Genomic DNA, 18,182 nt, shown 5'->3' with positions numbered 1-18,182 from the left:
CTAGACCGAGAGGAGCAGGTAGATGCCGGTGAACGTGTAGCCGACCATGAGCACGAGCATGGCGAGCTGGCCGGTGAGCCGGTGCGCACGCGGCAGCAGCGCGAGTGCCCGGTCGTGCGCCGCGACGACGGCCACGACGTGCCCGGCCACCACGAACCCGACCTTGTAGACGGCCAGCACGTCCGGGTGCTCGGACAGGAAGTACGAGACCTCCAGCCCGTTGCCGACCCCCAGGAGCTGGAGCAGGTCGATCGCCGCGGCCTGGCCGCGCTCGAGCAGGTAGGTCAGGTAGTGGGCGAAGATGTAGCCCACGACGATCGGCACCAGCGAGTGCGCCATCAGTCCGGGCAGCGCCCGGCGCTCGTGTGGCGTGACCCCGCCCGTGGCCACCGACGCCGCGACGAACGCCACGCCGACCACGACGCAGAACAGCAGCAGCACCAGTGACGTCGTGAGCGTGGAGTGCGAGCCCGACTGCCACCGCTCGGACGCCGAGAAGCTGTCGAAGGCCGTGGACCCCAGCAGCACAGCGATCGCGGCCACCAGGCCGGGCGCGACGGGCAGCAGCGGCAGAGAGCGCAACGGGTCGTGCGGGTCGAACCTGCGGTCACGCACGAGCGGGGCGAGGCGAGCCACGAAGGCGCTGTAGACGTCGAACGGGTCGGCGCGGTCGAACCAGCGCGGGCCGAACAGCACACCGCCCAGCACCGTGACGACCACGTAGGTGGCCACCCAGGTGCGCACCGTGACGACGTCGCCGGCGTCGGGCGAGACCAGCTCGAGCCACACGAAGGCGAACAGCCCCACCGCCGCCGGCCAGTAGCCCCAGACGTCGCGGTAGGCCACGAAGCCCTCCGGACGACCGGTCGCGCGACCCACCAGCCACTGCAGCGACCGCCACGGCGACAGGTCCTTCCACACGTGCCCGGCGAGCAGCGCCAACGGCACCAGCCCCACCCACACGAGGATGTAGAAGGCGGCGATGCCCGGGTTCGTCGCGTCGTCGGGGCCGAGGAACAGGGCACCCAGGAACCAGGCGGCGAGCAGCGCACCCAGCACGGCGAGCCACGGCCGCCGCGACGGCTCGTCGGGGACGACGTGCCCGGCCGGCGGCTGGAGGCGCGGCTCCTTCCACGCGAACGCCAGCACGGCGAAGGAGATGGTGAGCGCCCACGACGCACCGACGATCGCGTACAGGAACGGGATCGGCAGGTCCGTCGAGCCGCCGACGCCGTGCATCGGCAGCGGCAGCACGGCTCCCACGAACGGATCGAGCACGGGTCAGGGCCGGACGACGAGCTGCACGATCACGGCGTGGGTGGCGTGCGACTCCACCGCCACCTGGCCGGGGCGGTCGATCGTGAACGTCCTCGACGTCTCGTCACCGGCCTCGACGTCGATGCTCACCTCCGGGTCGGAGTGCACGTGCACCTCGTCGGCGACCTCGGCCGTGACGTTCAACGTGATCGGCTCCCCGACCTCGACCTCCACCCGCTCGCCCTGCGGCGTCGGGCCGTCGGCGGAGAGGGTGACGTCGACGACCACGCCAGGTTCGGCACTCACGTCGGCACTCTCCTTGGCCGACGGGGACGCGCTCGCGCTGCTCGGGGCAGCACTGGGGGCGTCCGTGCCCGGGTCCGGGTCTCCGCACCCGGCGAGCAGCAGCCCGGCAGCCACGGTCGTCACCAGGGCGGCGGTCAGCCGCGCGGTCGGAGTCGTCCTCATGTCGGGTTCCTCTCCTCCCCGTCGTCGGGGGTCTCGCCGGCGTCGGGCTCGAAGGCCCGGTCGATCAGGTCTCGTTCCCGCTGCTCGTCCTGGCGGTCCTTGCGGGCGATGTAGAGCACCACCCCCACGACCACGATCGCCGGCACGAAGGCCGGGATCGCGACGAGGGCGGCGTGGTGCGCCCACAGCACCTCGCCGTGGGCGACCCCGAGGACCGCCGGGTCGGGGGTCACGCCGTCCCGGCTCCGCTCCCCTGGTCCAGGCCCGAGCCGCCGCCCGGGCCGTGCTCCAGCTCGTCGCGCCGACGGCGTCCCTCGCGGGCGATGGCCCCGGAGACGCGCGCCACGGCCACGCTGATGCCGGCCAGGATCGCGAGGCTGCAGATCAGGACCACGAGGTTCGCCACGCCCCACATCCACGGCGAGGTGTCGAGCTCGCGCTCACGCTGCAGGATCTCGATCTCCGGGACGAACTCGCGGGTCATCTGCGACTCGACCGGGACCTCCTCGGCCCCGAGCGCCTCGTCGGCCGGCAGGAAGATCGGCGCGGCGGTGAGCATGCGGCCGTCCTGCACGCGCAGCAGCGTCTTCCAGGTGCCGCCGATCGGCATGGGCTCGGTGGTCTCCCACGAGTCCGGGCCGGTGCGCCTCAGCGACTGCGTGACGACGCCGGCTCCTCCGCCCTGCCACGCGGTGATCTGCACCCACGTCGGGTTCTCGTCGACGAGGCCCTCGGTGGTGGTGACCTCGACCATGATCTCGGGCTGGGCCTCCGTGCCGACCTGCTGGACGGCGAACGTGGCCTCGGCGTTCTCGGGCACCGTGGCGTTGAGCCCGTTGCCGACGGCCACGGACGTGACGACGATCGACCCGACCACGATCGAGCGGCCCACCCAGCGGTTGCTCGGCAGGCGGCCGTCGAGGCCCATCGCGAACAGGGCGCCGCACAGACCGGCGCCCAGGGCCACGGGAACCACGGTCACCAGGCTCTCGAGCCAGATGTCCTGCGGCCACGGGAACTGGAAGACGGCGTCGTTCCAGAACTTCTCGATGACGGTGCCGACCGTGCCGATCAGCAGACCGCCGACGGCGCCGAACACGAGCGGCTTGTCCTTCAGTCGGCTGAGCGCCAGCAGCTCGATGATCAGGGCGCTGCCGAGGTAGAGCGGGAACACGTGCGACGCCTGGCCGAAGACGTCGCCCACGATGAACGAGACGACGCCGCGCGTGATGACGAAGAAGAACGCCGCGAACAGGGCCGCGCCCGGACCGGCGTACAGCCGCGCGGCCACGAGGGTCAGTGCGGCGGCCGCAGCGATCATCAGCGGCGCGAAGACCATGCGGAACTGCGCGATGCCGAAGTCGAACTCCGCCTGGAAGACCGACAGGCCGATGAGGAGGCCGCCGAACGCCATCGAGAGGGTCAGCTTGTGCAGCGTGCGCGCGCCGTGGTTGTCGGCCGAGCGCTTCCACTCCTCGGAGAACTCGGCCTCGCGGTGCAGCAGGATGATGCCGGCCGTCGAGAGGCCGGCGCCGCCGATCAGCATGAGGTGCGTCGGGCCCCAGAGCGTGACGTCCTGGCCGAACAGGCGGTGCCACACGTCGTCGAGCGGGAAGCCGATGAGGGCGTAGAGCCCGCACGCGGCGATGAAGATGCCGGCGACGGGGGCGTACCAGCTGCGGGTGATCCGCACCGACGCGATGCCGGGACGCTGGCCGTCGCGCGGGAACACGATCGCGCTCATGCCGGCGATGAACAGGGCGAAGAGCCCGTAGAGGATCAGGTAGTGGGCAGGGTTCGCGAGCGGGCCCTCGTCGCGTCCGCGACCGGCGTGCAGGCTCACGTCCCACAGGAACCCGAGCAGCGCGACGACGAGGGAGCTGGCCACGAACAGCGAGGGGATGGACGCCCAGCCGGGCTCGCCGGTGCGCTCGTGCAGGCGGTCACCGAGGGTCTGGAACCACTCGATGCGGTGGGTGCGGTGGGCCCAGGCGATGGCGACGAGGACCGCGGTCACGAGGCCGGCCCCGACGCTCAGTCCGATGACCTGGTCGAGGGCCGCTCCGCCCACGGGGGCAGGCTCTGCGGCGACGAGGATGGCGGGGAACATTCCGGGAGTATGTCAGCGCGCCATGTGACACCGCAAGTGTCAGATGAGGTGCGTCACACCGGGGCGCTCGACGTCGACGGGCGTCCGGTGCGCGTGGTCACGACGGGCAGCGACGGCGCCCGTCACCGGGTCAGTGCCCGACGACCTCCTGGGCCTCACGGCCCTTGGGGCCGTCGACCACCTCGAGCTCGACCGCCTGGCCGTCCTCGAGCGTCTTGTAGCCGTCGGACTTGATCTTGGACCAGTGGACGAAGACGTCACCCTGGCCCTCGACCTCGATGAAGCCGTAGCCCTTGTCGGCGTTGAACCACTTGACGGTGCCCTGCACCATGACGAACTCCCACCTGGTGACGCGATCGAACCACCTGCCCGGACCGATCTGACGCCGAGCCTATACGCGCCGGTCGCGGCGCAGAAGAGCGCGGTTCACCCGCTGGTCACCCAGCCCGTCGACCGGCCTGCGACACCGCCCTCGGGATGGACCCCGATCGACCCTGACCGCACCCTGGCCGCACCCCGGGAACAGGGTGCGCTGCTCGGTCGGCGTGCTTCAGTGGAGGCACACGAACATCGATCGAGGAGCTGGACTCTCATGACCGCCTATCCCCACGAGCCCGCGCCCGGCCAGGGCACCGGGCAGGGCGAGCCCCTGTCCGACGACACCCAGCGCAGCATCGGCGTCATCGTGCACGCCGTGCCGGCGGCCGCCCTCGTGCTGAGCGCAGGCACCCTCGGCTTCGTGGCGTCCCTCGTGATCTATCTCGTCTACAAGGACCGTGGCGAGTACGCCCGCCGCCAGGCGGCCAACTCGCTCAACGTCCAGATCACCACGGGCATCCTGCTGCTGCTCTCGCTCCCGCTCATGCTGGTGCTGATCGGCTTCGTCACCTACGGGATCGTCATCGTCTGGGCCGTCGTGCTGCACGTCGTCGGCGCGGTGCGCGCCAGCAACGGCGAGTGGTGGAACCCGCCGCTCACCCCCCGCTTCGTCCGCTGACGCGGCTCGGAGATTCCCAGGTCGACCTGGGAATCGCCCGGCACGCACGGCTTCCTCACGTCTGCACGGGTTGCTTCCCGTGCGGGCGTGAGGTCTCCGTGCGCCGGTGCGCCTGTTCGGCTGCCCACCCGCAGGACGAGGATCAGGCGCAGCCGCCGGCGACGGCGGGGATGATGCTGATCTGCGCGCCGTCCTTGACGGGGGTCTCGAGGCCCTGGGCGAAGCGCACGTCCTCCTCGGCCACGTACACGTTGACGAAGCGGCGGAGCTTGCCGTCCTCGTCGACGATGCGGGCCTTGATGCCGGCGTAGGACGACTCGAGCGAGTCGAGCACCTCGGCGAGCGTCGCGCCGTCGGCCTCGACCTTGGAGGAGTCGCCGGTGTAGCTGCGCAGGATGGTGGGGATGCGGACGGACACGGACACGGTGGTCTCCAGTCGATCGAGGGGTGAGGGGCGGGAGCGGTCGTCGGCTCAGGCGAGGCCGGAGGCGACGAACGCGTCGTACGTGGGGGCGATCGTCGCGGCCGGGCCGACGCGGCCCGAGACGGCGTCGAGGGTCTTGAGCCCGTGGCCGGTGTTGATGAACACCGTCTCGAGGTCCGGGTCGAGCTGCCCGGTCTCGACGAGCTTCTTCAGGACGGCCAGCGTCGTGCCGCCGGCGGTCTCGGTGAAGATGCCCTCGGTACGCGCCAGCAGCACGATCGCGTCGCGGATCTCGTCGTCGCTGACCTGCTCGACGGCGCCGCCGGTGGCCCGCGCGATGTCGAGCACGTAGATGCCGTCGGCGGGGTTGCCGATGGCGAGGGACTTGGCGATCGTGTCGGGCTTGACCGGGCGGATCGCGTCATGACCCTCGGCGAACGCCGTGGCCACCGGGTTGCAGCCCTGCGCCTGGGCGCCGAAGACCTTGTAGGGCTTGTCCTCGACGAGGCCGAGGTCGATGAGCTCCTTGAACGCCTTGTGCACCTTGGTCAGCTGCGAGCCGGAGGCCACCGGGATGACGATCTGGTCGGGCAGGCGCCAGCCCAGCTGCTCGGCGATCTCGTAGCCCAGCGTCTTGGAGCCCTCGGCGTAGAACGGTCGGACGTTGACGTTGACGAACGCCCACCCGTCCTCCTCGCCGGCGATCTCGCTCGCGAGCTTGTTGACGTCGTCGTAGTTGCCCTCGACGGCGACGAGGTTGTCGGTGAAGACGGCCGAGTTCACCTGCTTGGGCGTCTCGAGGTTGCTCGGGATGAACACGACGGTGCGGATGCCGGCGCGCGCCCCGGCGGCGGCCACGGCGTTCGCGAGGTTGCCGGTCGACGGGCACGCGAAGACCTTCGCGCCCAGCTCGGTGGCGGCGCTCAGGGCGCACGCGACGACGCGGTCCTTGAAGGAGTTGGTGGGGTTGGTGCTGTCGTCCTTGACCCAGAGCCTGGTCAGGCCCAGCTCGGCGGCGAGGTTGCGCGCCTCGAGCAGCCGCGTGAAGCCGGGCTCGGTGTTCGGGCTGGACTCGATGTCGTCGGGCACCGGCAGGAGCGCCTTGTAGCGCCAGATGTTGCGCGGGCCGCTCTCGATCTGCTCGCGCGTGACCGTGCCGAAGTCGTAGTCGACCTCGAGCGGGCCGAAGCAGTCGTCGCACGCGTAGTGCGGGCCGAGCGGTCGCGTGGCGCCGCACTCGCGGCAGACGAGCCCGGTGGCGGACCCGAAGGCGCCGTCGCGCAGCGAGCCGCGCTGGGCGACCTCGGCCTGGTCGACGTCGGATGCCGCGGACGTGGTGGACGGGGCGGTGGTGATGCTCACGAAAGCCTCCTGGTCATCTTTCCCGACCTCTCTGGTCGGGACGGAATGAGCACCTGGCTCCGGTGTCCTGGGTGGACGGTGGAGCTGGTTGCTGGGGCGTCGTCGGGCCGTGTCCCTGTACCCCTCTGGATGAGCAGGTCCAGCGTAGGCAGGCGTCTCACCATGTGTCCAATTGGTCCGCGATGCGAGACGCAACGGTCCACGGAGCGGGCGTCCACAGATCGAGCCGCAGGCGAGCGCGCCGCCCGTGGTCGTCCACAGCCGTCGGCGCAGCCGGGCGTCGCGCCGGCCACGAGGGCCATGTCCCGTCGACCGCACCGGACCGACCGGTGCCGACGTCGGAGGTCTTCACCATGCCGCTCACCATCCGTCCACTCCGCACCCGTGCCGCCACGCTCGTGGCTGCGCCGACTCTCGCCGTCACCGCCGGACTGCTGAGCAGCGCCGTCCTCGCCGACCCGCCGTCCAGCCGGCACCGCCTGCCGGGGCACACGATCGTGGCCGTGGAGGGCGATGCCGAGAACGGCTTCAGCGTGTTCCGGCTGGACGGCAGCAGCGAGCACCCGCCGACGCTCTCGGAGTCGACGGCGGAGTGCCACGAGCACGACGACCCCACCGACGTCGTGGTGTGCCTGGCCGAGGTCGAGACCCGCCTCGAGGGGCTGGCCGACGTGCAGCTCAGCCTGCGCTGGGCAGCGGAGCGTCGCGGGGGCCCCGGCCCTCGGTGAACCGGGCGCACGTGTGACGCACGGGACCCGACCCCGGTTCCCGCGGCAGGCCTAGGAGGCCTCGGTGAGCGAGTCGGCGACGTCGCCGAACACGCAGTCGGTGAGGGCCAGCAGCGCGGGGTCGCCCGTCACGTGCTCCGGGGCGCCGATGGCCAGCATCACGTTGATGAGCATGCCGTGGGCCACGAAGTCACGGGCCCGGTCGTCGTCGATCCCGGTGCCGCGGACGACCTGGAAGATCTCGGTCATGCGCGACCGCGCGAACGCCCCGATCTCGGGATCGGTCGCGGCGGCGAACCCGTGGACCATGAGCTGCAGGGCGTCGCGGTCGCGCAGGACCAGGTCGGCGTAGGCCTGGCCGAGCGGCGAGAGGCCCTCCTCGGAGTCGGGGTCGATCACCTGCGTGGCGATGACGTGCTCGAAGGCGTCGATGATGCGACGGGTCGCGCGGTCGAACACCTCCACGAACAGCTCGAGCTTCGTGCCGAAGATCCGTACGACGTAGGGCTGCGAGACGCCGGCCTCCTTGGCCACAGCGTCGGTGCTGGTCCCGGCGTACCCCGTCCGGGCGAAGGCGCGGGTGGCGGCCTCGAGCACGAGCTCGCGGCGGGCGTCGGCACTCATCCGAGGGGTCATGGTTGACAGGTTATCACCCGATTACTTAAAGTCGTCCACAAGTAATCATTCGATGCCTTCTACGTTCGGCCCCCTCCCCAGGAGCACTCCCATGACCACCGACACCCTCGACTCCCCCGCCTCTGCCCCACCGCCCACGGGCACGCCGTCGGCGACCACGACCTCCGCGCGCCGACGCACGGCGCTCGCCCTCACGGCGGCCTCGTTGCCGATGTTCATGGCCACCCTCGACAACCTGGTCATGACGAGCGCCCTGCCGGTCGTGCAGTCCGACCTGGGCGCCACCGACACCCAGCTGTCATGGTTCATGAACGCCTACACGCTGCCCTTCGCGACGTTCATGCTCGCGCTGGCCGCCGTGGGCGACCGCCTCGGACGACGACGCGTGATGCTGGCCGGCATCGGCGTCTTCACGCTCGGGTCCGTGGCCGCCGCGCTGAGCGGGTCGGCCGAGGCCCTCATCGCGGCGCGGGCCCTCCAGGGCGTCGGCGCCGCGGCGATCGTGCCGCTGTCGCTCACGCTCCTCGTTGCCGCCGTGCCCCCCGCGGCGCGAGCGGCCGCGATCGGCATCTGGAGCGGCGTGGCCGGGCTGGGTGTCGCCGTCGGGCCCGTGATCGGCGGCGCCGTGGTCGAGGGGCTCAGCTGGCAGGCCATCTTCTGGATCAACGTGCCCGTGGCCCTGGTCGCCGTGCCGCTGCTCCTGCTCGCCACCCCGGAGTCGCGCAGCTCCGCGCCCGGACGCCCCGACGTCGTCGGCACGTTCCTGCTCGGTGGTGCGGTCTTCGCAGGTGTCTGGGGCATCGTCCACGGCAACGACGACGGGTGGTCCTCCGCCGGGGTCGTCGGCACCCTCGTGGCCGCCTCGGCCCTCGCGCTCGGGTACCTGACATGGGCCGCACGGCTCGACCGATCCACCCGCCCGGGTGACGACGCCGTCCTCCCGCTCCGCCTGTTCCGTCGCCGGGCGTTCAGCGCGGCGAACGTCATCGGCCTCATGTTCAGCCTCGGCATGTTCGGCAGCGTGTTCCTGCTGTCGCAGTACCTCCAGGTCGTGCAGGGCTACTCCCCGCTCGAGGCCGGTCTGCGCACGCTCCCCTGGACCGCCGCACCCATGGTGGTCGCCCCGATCGCCGGAGCACTCGTCCCCCGCCTGGGCGCCCGGTCGCTGCTGGTCGTCGGGCTCTCCCTGCAGACCGTGTCGCTCGTGTGGTTCGCGTCGGTCGTCGAGAGCTGGTCGGGCTACGGCGACCTGGTGGTCCCCCTGGTCCTGGCCGGCGTCGGCATGGGCCTGACGTTCGCCCCCATGTCGACCGCCGTGCTCGACGGACTGCCCGACGACGACCTCGCGATCGCGAGCTCGGCCAACAACACCGTCCGCGAGTTCGGCGTGGCGCTCGGGATCGCGGTCATCGTCGCGGTCTTCCAGGGAGCCGGCGGCTCGATCTCGCCGCAGGGCTACGACGGGGCGATCGGTCCGTCGCTGCTCGCCGCCGCGGGCGCGGTCGGCGTGGCGCTCGTCGCCGCGCTGTTCGTCCCGGGCCGGCCGGACCGGACCGTCGACTGAGCCCTGCTCACCGCCCGTGCCGACGCCGACGTCGCGTCGTCACGGGCGGGTAGCCGCCGTCGTCCAGGCCCGCGAGCCGCTCGAACGGGTTGTACGACGAGTGGTCGCCCGCGACCACCCAGGAGAACCCGGCCGCCAGCAGGTAGAGCGGCACCATGACCGGACCGACCAACCAGGCGTACTGGGTGACGTGCCGGTCCTCGTGCTGCAGGAGCCGGGGCCGGTCGCGCAGCCAGGCGTGGTCGTGGGTGCTCACGACCACGGAGCCGAGCGTGAAGGCACTCGCCACCGGGAAGCGCCATCGGTAGCCGCCCGCCAGGTAGGTGCCGCGCCCGTTCCGCTCGATCGTGGCGCCGCCCAGCCACGCGACCACGAGGCCGGCCACGGTGCTCAGGTTGACCCAGTTCAGCACCGTCCGGACGCGCGTCCACGGCGTGTGGACCGGCAGGCGCTCCCCGGGGATGCTCACGGTGCAGCACTCAGGCGTCGAGGGCGTCGGCCCAGGCCGTGAGCCACGCTGCGACGCCGTCGGGTCCGGGCAGCACCACGTCGGAGCGACTCACGAGCGCGTCCTGCTCGCCCGACGCCGACGCCACCAGGACACCGTCGCCACCGCTGCGGCGCAGGTGCTCCACCGCCTCGAAGGCCGGCAGGTCGCCCAGGTCGTCGCCGACGTAGACGACCCTCCGCAGGCCGGTCGTCTCCACGAGGTCGCGCAGCGCGACCCCCTTGTCGGTCGCGTGACCGCGCAGCTCGAGCACCTGGCGGCCCGGCTCGACCTCGAGGTCCAGGTCCGCGGCGAGCGCCCGGAGCGGGCCCTCGAGCTCGTGGATCAGGTCCGCGTCGATGCCCCGCGTGTGGATCGCGACCGCCAGGCCCTTGTCCTCGATGCGGACGTGCCCTGCGCGGTGGTCGGCGAGCCACTGGGGAAGCATCGACGCCAGCCGCTCCACCGAGTCCGGACGGTCGGGACGCTCGAGCACGTCGACCTCGGCGTCCCACCGCTCCGCTCCGTACTGCCCACAGATCACGAGCCGCTCGAGGCCCGCGAGCCCACGGAACCCGCTGAGGGTCAGCGCCTGCTCGACCGGACGGCCGGTGACGATCGCGACCTGCCCCAGCACGTGACCCAGACGGGCGACGGCCGTGACGGCGTCGGGGTGCGCGAAGGCCCGGGTCGGGTCGTCGACGACGTGCGAGAGGGTGCCGTCGAAGTCCAGTCCGAGCAGGATCTGCCGGGGGTCGACGAGCAGCGACGCCGGGACGTCGGGCGTGGGGTGGTCTGCCGCGGGCACCCGAGCATCATCGCAGCCGCGGAGCGCGACTCAGGAGACGGGACCGACCAGCACGATCGTGAGCCGCTGGCCGCTCATCCCGTTGACGATCGGGGCCACGGCCTGGATGCCGAGGTCGTCGGCCAGCTGCCGCGCCTCCGCCTCGCGGCCCTGCGGGTAGTGCACGGTGTTGGCCGCCGAGTAGCCGCGCCAGTTGCCCACCGCGCCGACGGTCCAGCCCTCGGCGGTGACCCGCTGGCCCACCGTGCGGGCCAGGCCCTGGGTGCGCGACGCGTTGAGGACGGAGACCTGGATCGACGACCGGTCGACCGCGGGCTCGGTGGGCTCGGGCTCGCTGGTCTCGGTGGGCTCGGGCTCCGGCTCGGTCGTCTCGGTGGGCTCCGGCGTGGGCGTGGCGGACGGCTCGGACGCAGCAGGGCTCGAGCTCGCCGACGCGACCGGGGCGTCGTCGTCGGGGCCGGTGACCAGGAGCCAGGCGAGCCAGGCTCCTGCCAGCACGACCACCCCGCCGACCGCGAGGAGCGCCCAGGTGGGCAGCACGAGCGCCCGGCGGGTCACCGTGCGGCGGTGGTCGGACACCCGCGACCGCGACTCAGAGATCGATGCCGAGGCGGCGCGCCGAGCGACTGCGCTGGCGCTGAGCACGCAGACGACGCAGACGCTTGACCAGCAGCGGGTCGAAGGCGAGGGCGTCGTCGCTGTCGATGAGGGCGTTCAGCAGCTGGTAGTACCGCGTGGCGGACATGTCGAACTTCTCGCGGATGGCCTGCTCCTTGGCCCCGGCGAACTGCCACCACAGCCGCTCCATCGACAGCATGTCGAGGTCGCGGTCGGTCAAGGTGCTGCCCGGACGTGCCGGGTCGTGGCTCGACTGCTCCACTGCGCTCATGGCGTCACCCTAACCCAGGAATGACAGTGGTGTCATTCGCTTCGGCGGACTGCTGCTCTGGTATGCGTGGAGGCATGGCCGAGTCCCCCAGCAGCATCCAGCCCAGCAACGACCAGCGCGCCGCCGCGGCCGTCCCCGCCGACCGGCCCCTGCGCTGGGGCATCCTCGCCACCGGACACATCGCCGGCAGCTTCGCGCGGGACCTGGCCCTGCTGCCCGACCACGAGGTGGTAGCCGCGGGCTCGCGCGACCGGACGCGGGCCCAGACCTTCCTCGACGAGCACGGCACGCCGACGGCCCGCGCGTACGGGAGCTACGACGAGCTCGTGGCCGACCCCGACGTCGACGTCGTCTACGTCGCGAGCCCGCACAGCCGCCACCTCGAGGACGCGCTGCTGTGCCTCGACGCCGGCAAGCCGGTGCTGTGCGAGAAGGCCATGACGCTGGACGTCGCGAGCGGACGCGAGCTCGTCGCCCGCGCACGCGAGACGGACCTGTTCCTGGCCGAGGCCATGTGGATGCGCACGAACCCCGTCATCCGCGAGGTGAAGCGGCGCGTGGACTCCGGCGCGATCGGAGAGGTCGGCGAGCTCAGGGCAGCCCTCGGGTTCGCGGCCGGCCCGGACGTCGCACGCCTGTGGGACCCCGAGCTCGGGGCCAGCGCGCTGCTGGACATCGGCATCTACCCGCTCACCTTCGCCCACCTGGTGCTCGGCCACCCGCACAGCGTCACCGCCGCCGGCGCGCTGCACGCGCGCGGATTCGACGTGGCGGGAGGGGCCACGCTGGTGCACGAGGCTCGCGGGTCCGGTGGCTACCAGCCCGTCTCGAGCATCGCGTGGACGCAGCTCGCCCAGTCCGACAGCACGGCGTCGATCGCCGGCACGGACGGACGGATCGAGATCGACGGCCGCTTCCACCACCCCACGTCCTTCACGCTCGTGCGCGGGGACGAGCGTGAGCGGATCGACGTGCCCGTCACCGGACGCGGGTACGCCCACGAGGCCGAGGAGGTCGCGGCCTGCCTGCGGGACGGACGGACCGCGTCGGCGCTGCTGCCGCTCGAGGCCACCCTGCAGATCCAGGAGCTGATGGACACGATCCTCGAGCAGATCGGCACGCACGCTCATCGGTGACCAGCCAGTGCTGACCGGCCAGCGCTGACCGACCCGGCTCGCCCGGCGCGGTCGACGGGCGCGGTCCCGCCGCTCGCCTAGGGTGGAGCCATGGCGGCAACGGCGGACTTCGTGGTGATCGCCAACCGGTTGCCCGTGGACCGGGTGGTCCAGCCCGACGGCAGCACCACCTGGCGCACCTCCCCCGGCGGCCTGGTGACCGCCCTCGAGCCCGTGATGCGCCGCAACGGCGGAGCCTGGATCGGGTGGCACGGCGCTCCCGACGAGAAGCTGCGGACCTTCGAGCACGACGGCATCACGCTCGTCCCGGTGCACCTCACGAGCCAGGAGTACGAGGAGTACTACGAGGGCTTCTCCAACGGCACGCTCTGGCCGCTCTACCACGACGTCGTCGCCCCGCCGGAGTTCCACCGCGAGTGGTGGGACTCCTACCTCGAGGTGAACCGGCGCTTCGCCAAGCGGGCCGCGAAGGTCGCGCGCAGGAACGCCGTGGTGTGGGTGCAGGACTACCAGCTGCAGCTCGTGCCGCAGATGCTCCGCGAGCTCCGGCCCGACCTGCGCATCGGCTTCTTCCTGCACATCCCGTTCCCGCCGAACGAGCTGTTCCAGCAGCTTCCGTGGCGTCGCTCGATCCTCGAGGGCCTGCTCGGTGCCGACCTCGTCGGCTTCCAGCTGCCCGGCGCCGCGCAGAACTTCGTGCGGCTCGTGCGGCAGCGCGTCGGCAACAAGACCCACCGTGACACGGTCTACCTCGACGACGGCCGGATCGTGACGGCCCGCGCCTACCCGATCTCCATCGACTCCGCCGGCTTCGAGGAGATGGCCCGACGACCTGAGGTGGCGGCCCGGGCCGCGGAGATCCGCGAGAGCCTCGGCAACCCGCGCTGCGTGCTGCTCGGCATCGACCGCCTCGACTACACCAAGGGTCTGCGGCAGCGGCTCCGCGCCTTCGGCGAGCTCATCACCGAGGGCTCCGTCGACGTCGAGGACGCGGTGTTCGTGCAGGTGGCCACGCCGTCGCGCGAGCGGGTGGGCCAGTACAAGATCCTGCGCGACGACATCGACCGGCTCGTGGGCCGCATCAACGGCGACGTCGGCCGCATCGGCGCCCAGCCGATCACGTACCTGCACGCGTCGTACCCGCGCGAGGAGATGGCCGCGCTCTACCGGGCCGCCGACGTCATGGTCGTGACACCGCTGCGCGACGGCATGAACCTGGTGGCCAAGGAGTACGTGGCGTGCCGCTACGACGACGACGGCGCGCTGGTGCTCAGCGAGTTCGCCGGCGCAGCGGCCGAGCTGCGCCACGCCTACCGGGTGAACCCGTACGACATCAACGGCCTCAAGGAGGCCCTGGTCGAGGCCATGCAGGCGCCCGAGAAGGAACGCCACCGCCGCATGAAGGCCATGCGCAAGCAGGTGGTCGAGAACGACATCGACACGTGGGCCAACAGCTTCCTCGACGACCTGCGCAACGTCAGGCGCACGCACGACAAGACGCCCCGGCCCGCGCGGAGCAACCCCGAGACGAGCACGCGTCGGCGCTGACGGTCAGCCGAAGAGCCGGTCGAACGCGTCGATGCCGACGAAGAAGCCGACGATGCCGATGACCCAGCTCATCATCGAGCCCGTGCGCGCCGACATCCAGGCGTCGGCCCGCTCGAGCCACGGCTCCACGAGTCGGGAGGCCGCGACTCGGAGCACGAGGAGGACGAGGGCCGGCAGCACCATGACGAGCACGTAGCCCACGAGCACGAGCAGCTGGACCGGACGGTCGACGTCGGCACGCGAGAGCAGGCCCATGGCGGCCAGGTACGGGAGCATCGTCGCGACCTCGAGCACGGTTGCCACGAGCGCGATGCCCATGGTCGTGCGCACGGGGACGCCCTCGCCCTGCAGCGCCGCACGCCAGCGTCTGGCGCGCGGACTCGGTCCGGACTGCTCCTTGGCCTTCTTCTCGACGCGGAAGCTCCAGAGGAACAGCCCCACGCCCACCACGAGCTGGGCGATCGTGAGCGGCCGGTTGTCCGCGAGCGCTCCGCCGACGTCGGAGGCCGCCTCCACGGCGACGTCGATGCCGAGGAGCAGCAGGACGCCGACCGCGTAGTAGAAGACCACGACGGTCCCGAGGAACAGCAGCACCCGACCCGGCCGAACTCGCGGCGCGAGCAGCATCCAGAGCGGGATGAGCAGCGTGCCGAAGCTGGTGCTGTCGACCAGCGCGAGGCCGGCCAGGCCGGCGAGCTCCGCCCACGTCATGCGTTCCCCCTCCCGCGCGCCACGTCGCGCGCCCCACGCCGACCGTGCCACATCGCAACGCGTCACGTCATCTCGCCCACCGTCCCGCCGTGCCGGCCGAGTCCGCGCACCCTGCACGGGTGATCGGAGGCACGGAGATCTCACACCCGCACGGAGAGCAACCCGTGCAGGGGTGAGGAATCCGTGCGGAACGGGAGATTCCCAGGTCGACCTGGGAATCGTCGAGACGCGTGGGACCGCCGGTGGCCCCGGCCTCGCCTAGCCTGACCGCCATGACGTCGACGCCGCTGCCCCCGCGGGTCCGGCGCGGCTACGCGCTCGGCAGCGTGGCCACGGGCACCTTCGGCACGGTCCCGGGACTCCTCCTCCTGCCGTACCTGACCGACACGCTCGGCATCGCCGCCGTCGTCGCCGCGGTGATCGTCTTCCTGCCGAAGGCGTGGGACGTGGTGCTCAACCCGATCGCGGGGCGCATCAGCGACGCCTCGACGCACCCCCAGGGCCGACGCCGCCCCTTCCTGCTGCGGGGCGGGCTGCTGCTGGCGGTGTTCTTCGCGCTCATGTTCGCCGGACCCACGGAGCCGTCGGTGCTGGCGGGCGCCTGGGTCGTGGTGATGTTCCTGGGCTGCGCGAGCGCGTACGCGTTCTTCCAGGTGCCGTACGTGGCGATGCCGGCGGAGATGACGTCGGACTACGCCGAGCGCACCCGCCTGATGACGTGGCGGGTCGCGGTGCTGGCGCTCGCGATCCTGCTCTCCGGCGCCACGGCCCCGATGGTGGTCGACGCCGTGGGCGACGGCGACTCCGACGCTGCGGGGTACCGCGTCATGGGCGTCTACGTCGCGGTGCTGCTGGTGCTCGGCGTCGTCGGTGCGTGGCGTGGCACCCGCGAGGCGCCCCGGCTCGACGTCGCGCCGCCATTGGGAGGTCTGCGCGAGCAGCTCGCCCTCGTGTCGGGGGACCGCGACTTCCGCGCGCTGCTCGGCTGCTTCGTCCTCCAGGCGCTCGGCGTCGGCGCCATGCTCGCCGGCGTGGCGTACGTGGCGGACGAGCTGTTCGACTCCGCGGCCGCCTCGACGTTCCTGTTCGCCTCCTTCGTGGGCCCGGCCCTCCTCGTGACCCCGCTCTGGGAGCGGTTGTTCGCCGGGCGCGGCAAGCGTGCCGGGTACACCGTCGCCACGCTGCTGCTCGTCGTCGGCGCGCTCGGCCTGCTCTCCGCACGCGACGCCACGGCGGTGGTCGTCTACCCCGCCGCAGCCCTGGTGGGCATCGGCTACGCCGGCGCCCAGGTGTTCCCGATGGCCATGCTGCCCGACGTCGCGGCTCGCGACGCCCGCCGCAGCGGGCAGAACCGCATCGGCGTGTACACCGGCGTCTGGACCGCCGGCGAGACGCTGGGCCTCGCACTGGGTCCGGGCCTGTTCGCTCTCGTGCTCGCGGTCGGCGGGTACGTCTCGTCCACGGGCGGCCAGGACGTCACGCAGCCCGACTCGGCCCTCACCGCGATCACCCTGGGGTTCTCGCTGGTCCCCGCCGCGATCATCGCGCTCAGCCTCCTGCTGCTGCGCCGCTACCACCTCGACGAGGAGCTCGCCCGTGCCTGACTCTTCCCCCAGCCATCCCACTCCCGAGGCCGTCATCGCCGAGCTCGAGGAGCTGCGCGCCGGCGACCTGCCCACGCACGGCGGCCGTACCCTGGCGTACGTCTACGACTCGGGCATCGCCGAGGCCGACGAGCTCGGCCGCCGGGCGCTCGCGATGTACGGAGCGACGAACGGGCTCGACCCCACCGCGTTCCCGAGCCTGTTGCGCATGGAGCGCGACCTCGTGACCTTCGCGCGCGACGCGCTGCACGGACCGCCCGAGACGGTCGGCACCGTCACGTCGGGCGGCACCGAGTCGATCCTGCTCGCCGTCAAGGCCGCGCGCGACGCCTCGCCCGTCGACCGCCCGGCCATGGTCGTGCCCACCACGATCCATGCCGCGTTCCACAAGGCCGCCCACTACTTCGGGGTGGAGCTCGTGGCGGTCGACGTCGACCCGCGGACCCGTCGCGCCGACGTCGGCGCGATGGTCGAGGCGATCGACGGGCTCGGCGAGCGCGTGGTGCTCGTGGCGGTGTCGGCGCCCTCGTACGCCCACGGCGTGGTCGACCCCGTCCCCGAGATCGCCGCCGAGGCGTCCGCTCGCGGCCTGCGGCTCCACGTGGACGCCTGCATCGGCGGCTGGGTACTCCCGTGGGTGGACGACGCACCGGCGTGGGACCTGGCGGTCCCCGGTGTCACCAGCGTCTCGGTCGACCTGCACAAGTACGCCTACGCACCCAAGGGCGTCTCGCTGCTGCTGTTCGCCGACCCCGCACCCCGGCGGGCGCAGTTCTACGCGAGTGCCGACTGGCCCGGCTACACGATGCTCAACTCCACCGTGCAGTCCACCAAGTCCGGTGGGCCCCTCGCGGCGGCGTGGGCCGTGGTCCGCTACCTGGGCGCCGACGGCTACGCCCGGCTCGTGCGCCAGACCGTCGACGCCACCCGGACGCTCGCCGACGGCATCGACGCCATCGACCACCTGCACGTGGTGGTTCCCCCGGACTCGACGCTGCTGTGCGTCGGCGCCGACGACGCGCTCGACGTGTTCACGCTGAGCGACCGCATGCTCGCCCGCGGCTGGTTCGTGCAGCCGCAGATGTCGTGGCACGACGAGCCGGCGACGCTGCACCTGACGATGTGCGCCGCCACCGCCCCGCAGGTCCCGCAGCTGCTGGAGGACCTCGCCGCCGCGACGGCCGATGCGGTCGCGGCCGGTCCGGTGACGGTGGACGCCGAGCTGCGCGCCGTGGCCGAGTCCCTCGACCCGGCCACACTGGACGACGCGACGTTCGACCTGCTCCTGCAGACCGCGGGCCTCGGTGACGGCAGCGGCGAGGTGTCCGTGCCGCAGGAGATGGCGCCGGTGAACGCCCTGCTTGACGTCGCGCCCCCGCGCCTGCGCGAGGCCCTGCTCGTCGCGTTCCTGGACCGCCTCACCCGGTGAGACATGGACCGGGGTCCGACCCGA

20 protein-coding genes and 1 riboswitch are annotated in these 18,182 nt (G+C 72.2%); of the genes, 7 read left to right on the top strand and 13 right to left on the bottom strand.

Going from position 1 to position 18,182, the window contains the following annotated elements; translation table 11 throughout:
* The 5 genes from ASF35_RS04780 to ASF35_RS04760 form a co-directional block, all read right to left on the bottom strand.
* A complete protein-coding gene (locus tag ASF35_RS04780; RefSeq protein WP_235493051.1) occupies positions 1 to 1,263 on the bottom strand; it encodes a hypothetical protein in 1,263 nt (420 codons plus the stop codon).
* An 18-nt stretch (positions 1,264 to 1,281) separates the two neighbouring features.
* Positions 1,282 to 1,725: a hypothetical protein gene (locus ASF35_RS04775; RefSeq protein WP_055963576.1), complete on the bottom strand. Its 444-nt coding sequence runs from the start codon at positions 1,723 to 1,725 to the stop codon at positions 1,282 to 1,284.
* Positions 1,722 to 1,958 carry a hypothetical protein gene (locus tag ASF35_RS04770; RefSeq protein ID WP_055963573.1) on the bottom strand — a complete coding sequence of 79 codons (237 nt, stop codon included), beginning with the start codon at positions 1,956 to 1,958 and terminating at the stop codon, positions 1,722 to 1,724. Before ASF35_RS04770 ends, ASF35_RS04775 begins: the two co-directional genes overlap by 4 nt.
* On the bottom strand, positions 1,955 to 3,835 hold the full coding sequence (locus ASF35_RS04765) for a hypothetical protein (RefSeq protein WP_156367955.1): 1,881 nt from the start codon (positions 3,833 to 3,835) through the stop codon (positions 1,955 to 1,957). Before ASF35_RS04765 ends, ASF35_RS04770 begins: the two co-directional genes overlap by 4 nt.
* A gap of 130 nt (positions 3,836 to 3,965) precedes the next feature.
* Positions 3,966 to 4,166: a cold shock domain-containing protein gene (locus ASF35_RS04760; protein WP_055963570.1), complete on the bottom strand. Its 201-nt coding sequence runs from the start codon at positions 4,164 to 4,166 to the stop codon at positions 3,966 to 3,968.
* Between the two features lie 261 nt (positions 4,167 to 4,427).
* Between ASF35_RS04760 and ASF35_RS04755 the strand changes: the two genes are divergently transcribed.
* On the top strand, positions 4,428 to 4,832 hold the full coding sequence (locus ASF35_RS04755; RefSeq protein WP_055963566.1) for a DUF4870 domain-containing protein: 405 nt from the start codon (positions 4,428 to 4,430) through the stop codon (positions 4,830 to 4,832).
* Between the two features lie 142 nt (positions 4,833 to 4,974).
* Here the strand turns inward: ASF35_RS04755 and ASF35_RS04750 are convergent, their stop codons facing one another.
* Together ASF35_RS04750 and thrC are read right to left on the bottom strand one after the other, a co-directional pair.
* Positions 4,975 to 5,256, bottom strand: a complete 282-nt coding sequence (locus ASF35_RS04750; RefSeq protein ID WP_055963564.1) for a ubiquitin-like small modifier protein 1 — start codon at positions 5,254 to 5,256, stop codon at positions 4,975 to 4,977.
* 48 nt (positions 5,257 to 5,304) lie between these two features.
* A complete protein-coding gene (gene thrC, locus ASF35_RS04745) occupies positions 5,305 to 6,612 on the bottom strand; it encodes a threonine synthase (RefSeq protein ID WP_369797003.1) in 1,308 nt (435 codons plus the stop codon).
* 16 nt (positions 6,613 to 6,628) lie between these two features.
* A riboswitch (SAM riboswitch) is annotated at positions 6,629 to 6,754 on the bottom strand.
* 217 nt (positions 6,755 to 6,971) lie between these two features.
* On the opposite strand from thrC, the gene ASF35_RS04740 reads away from it, so the two are divergent.
* Entirely contained in the window at positions 6,972 to 7,346 is a 375-nt protein-coding gene (locus ASF35_RS04740; RefSeq protein ID WP_156367954.1) for a hypothetical protein, read from the top strand.
* Positions 7,347 to 7,397: 51 nt separating this feature from the next.
* Here the strand turns inward: ASF35_RS04740 and ASF35_RS04735 are convergent, their stop codons facing one another.
* Positions 7,398 to 7,982, bottom strand: a complete 585-nt coding sequence (locus tag ASF35_RS04735) for a TetR/AcrR family transcriptional regulator (RefSeq protein WP_055963558.1) — start codon at positions 7,980 to 7,982, stop codon at positions 7,398 to 7,400.
* 91 nt (positions 7,983 to 8,073) lie between these two features.
* Here ASF35_RS04735 and ASF35_RS04730 point away from each other — a divergent pair, with 91 nt between their 5' ends.
* A complete protein-coding gene (locus ASF35_RS04730; RefSeq protein WP_055963554.1) occupies positions 8,074 to 9,546 on the top strand; it encodes an MFS transporter in 1,473 nt (490 codons plus the stop codon).
* Positions 9,547 to 9,553: 7 nt separating this feature from the next.
* On the opposite strand, the gene ASF35_RS04725 is transcribed toward ASF35_RS04730, so the two are convergent.
* Genes ASF35_RS04725 through ASF35_RS04710 form a run of 4 tightly spaced genes read right to left on the bottom strand, consistent with a single transcriptional unit; the run spans position 9,554 to position 11,730 of the window.
* Entirely contained in the window at positions 9,554 to 10,015 is a 462-nt protein-coding gene (locus tag ASF35_RS04725; protein WP_235499104.1) for a hypothetical protein, read from the bottom strand.
* Between the two features lie 10 nt (positions 10,016 to 10,025).
* The gene (gene otsB, locus ASF35_RS04720) at positions 10,026 to 10,841 is read right to left on the bottom strand and encodes a trehalose-phosphatase (RefSeq protein WP_055963551.1); all 816 of its coding nucleotides are present in this window, start codon (positions 10,839 to 10,841) and stop codon (positions 10,026 to 10,028) included.
* Positions 10,842 to 10,871: 30 nt separating this feature from the next.
* Positions 10,872 to 11,420 (bottom strand): LytR C-terminal domain-containing protein, encoded by a 549-nt coding sequence (locus tag ASF35_RS04715; RefSeq protein WP_055963548.1) that lies wholly within the window; start codon positions 11,418 to 11,420, stop codon positions 10,872 to 10,874.
* Positions 11,421 to 11,433: 13 nt separating this feature from the next.
* Complete coding sequence (locus ASF35_RS04710) at positions 11,434 to 11,730, bottom strand: DUF3263 domain-containing protein (protein ID WP_055963545.1); 297 nt, start codon at positions 11,728 to 11,730, stop codon at positions 11,434 to 11,436.
* Positions 11,731 to 11,804: 74 nt separating this feature from the next.
* Here ASF35_RS04710 and ASF35_RS04705 point away from each other — a divergent pair, with 74 nt between their 5' ends.
* Together ASF35_RS04705 and ASF35_RS04700 are read left to right on the top strand one after the other, a co-directional pair.
* A complete protein-coding gene (locus ASF35_RS04705) occupies positions 11,805 to 12,866 on the top strand; it encodes a Gfo/Idh/MocA family protein (RefSeq protein ID WP_082495365.1) in 1,062 nt (353 codons plus the stop codon).
* Between the two features lie 90 nt (positions 12,867 to 12,956).
* Positions 12,957 to 14,414 carry a trehalose-6-phosphate synthase gene (locus tag ASF35_RS04700; protein ID WP_055963542.1) on the top strand — a complete coding sequence of 486 codons (1,458 nt, stop codon included), beginning with the start codon at positions 12,957 to 12,959 and terminating at the stop codon, positions 14,412 to 14,414.
* Positions 14,415 to 14,417: 3 nt separating this feature from the next.
* Here the strand turns inward: ASF35_RS04700 and ASF35_RS04695 are convergent, their stop codons facing one another.
* A complete protein-coding gene (locus ASF35_RS04695; protein WP_055963540.1) occupies positions 14,418 to 15,125 on the bottom strand; it encodes a GAP family protein in 708 nt (235 codons plus the stop codon).
* 272 nt (positions 15,126 to 15,397) lie between these two features.
* Between ASF35_RS04695 and ASF35_RS04690 the strand changes: the two genes are divergently transcribed.
* Positions 15,398 to 16,729, top strand: a complete 1,332-nt coding sequence (locus ASF35_RS04690) for an MFS transporter (protein WP_055963537.1) — start codon at positions 15,398 to 15,400, stop codon at positions 16,727 to 16,729.
* Complete coding sequence (locus ASF35_RS04685) at positions 16,722 to 18,158, top strand: aspartate aminotransferase family protein (protein WP_055963534.1); 1,437 nt, start codon at positions 16,722 to 16,724, stop codon at positions 18,156 to 18,158. The genes ASF35_RS04690 and ASF35_RS04685 overlap by 8 nt, the downstream gene beginning before the upstream one ends.
* The last annotated feature ends 24 nt before the right edge of the window (positions 18,159 to 18,182 follow it).

Origin of the sequence: Aeromicrobium sp. Leaf291 (assembly GCF_001423365.1) — a bacterium.
GTDB lineage: Bacteria > Actinomycetota > Actinomycetes > Propionibacteriales > Nocardioidaceae > Aeromicrobium.
Note: the sequence above shows the minus strand (reverse complement) of the source record. Positions and strands in the feature narration are given on the sequence as shown.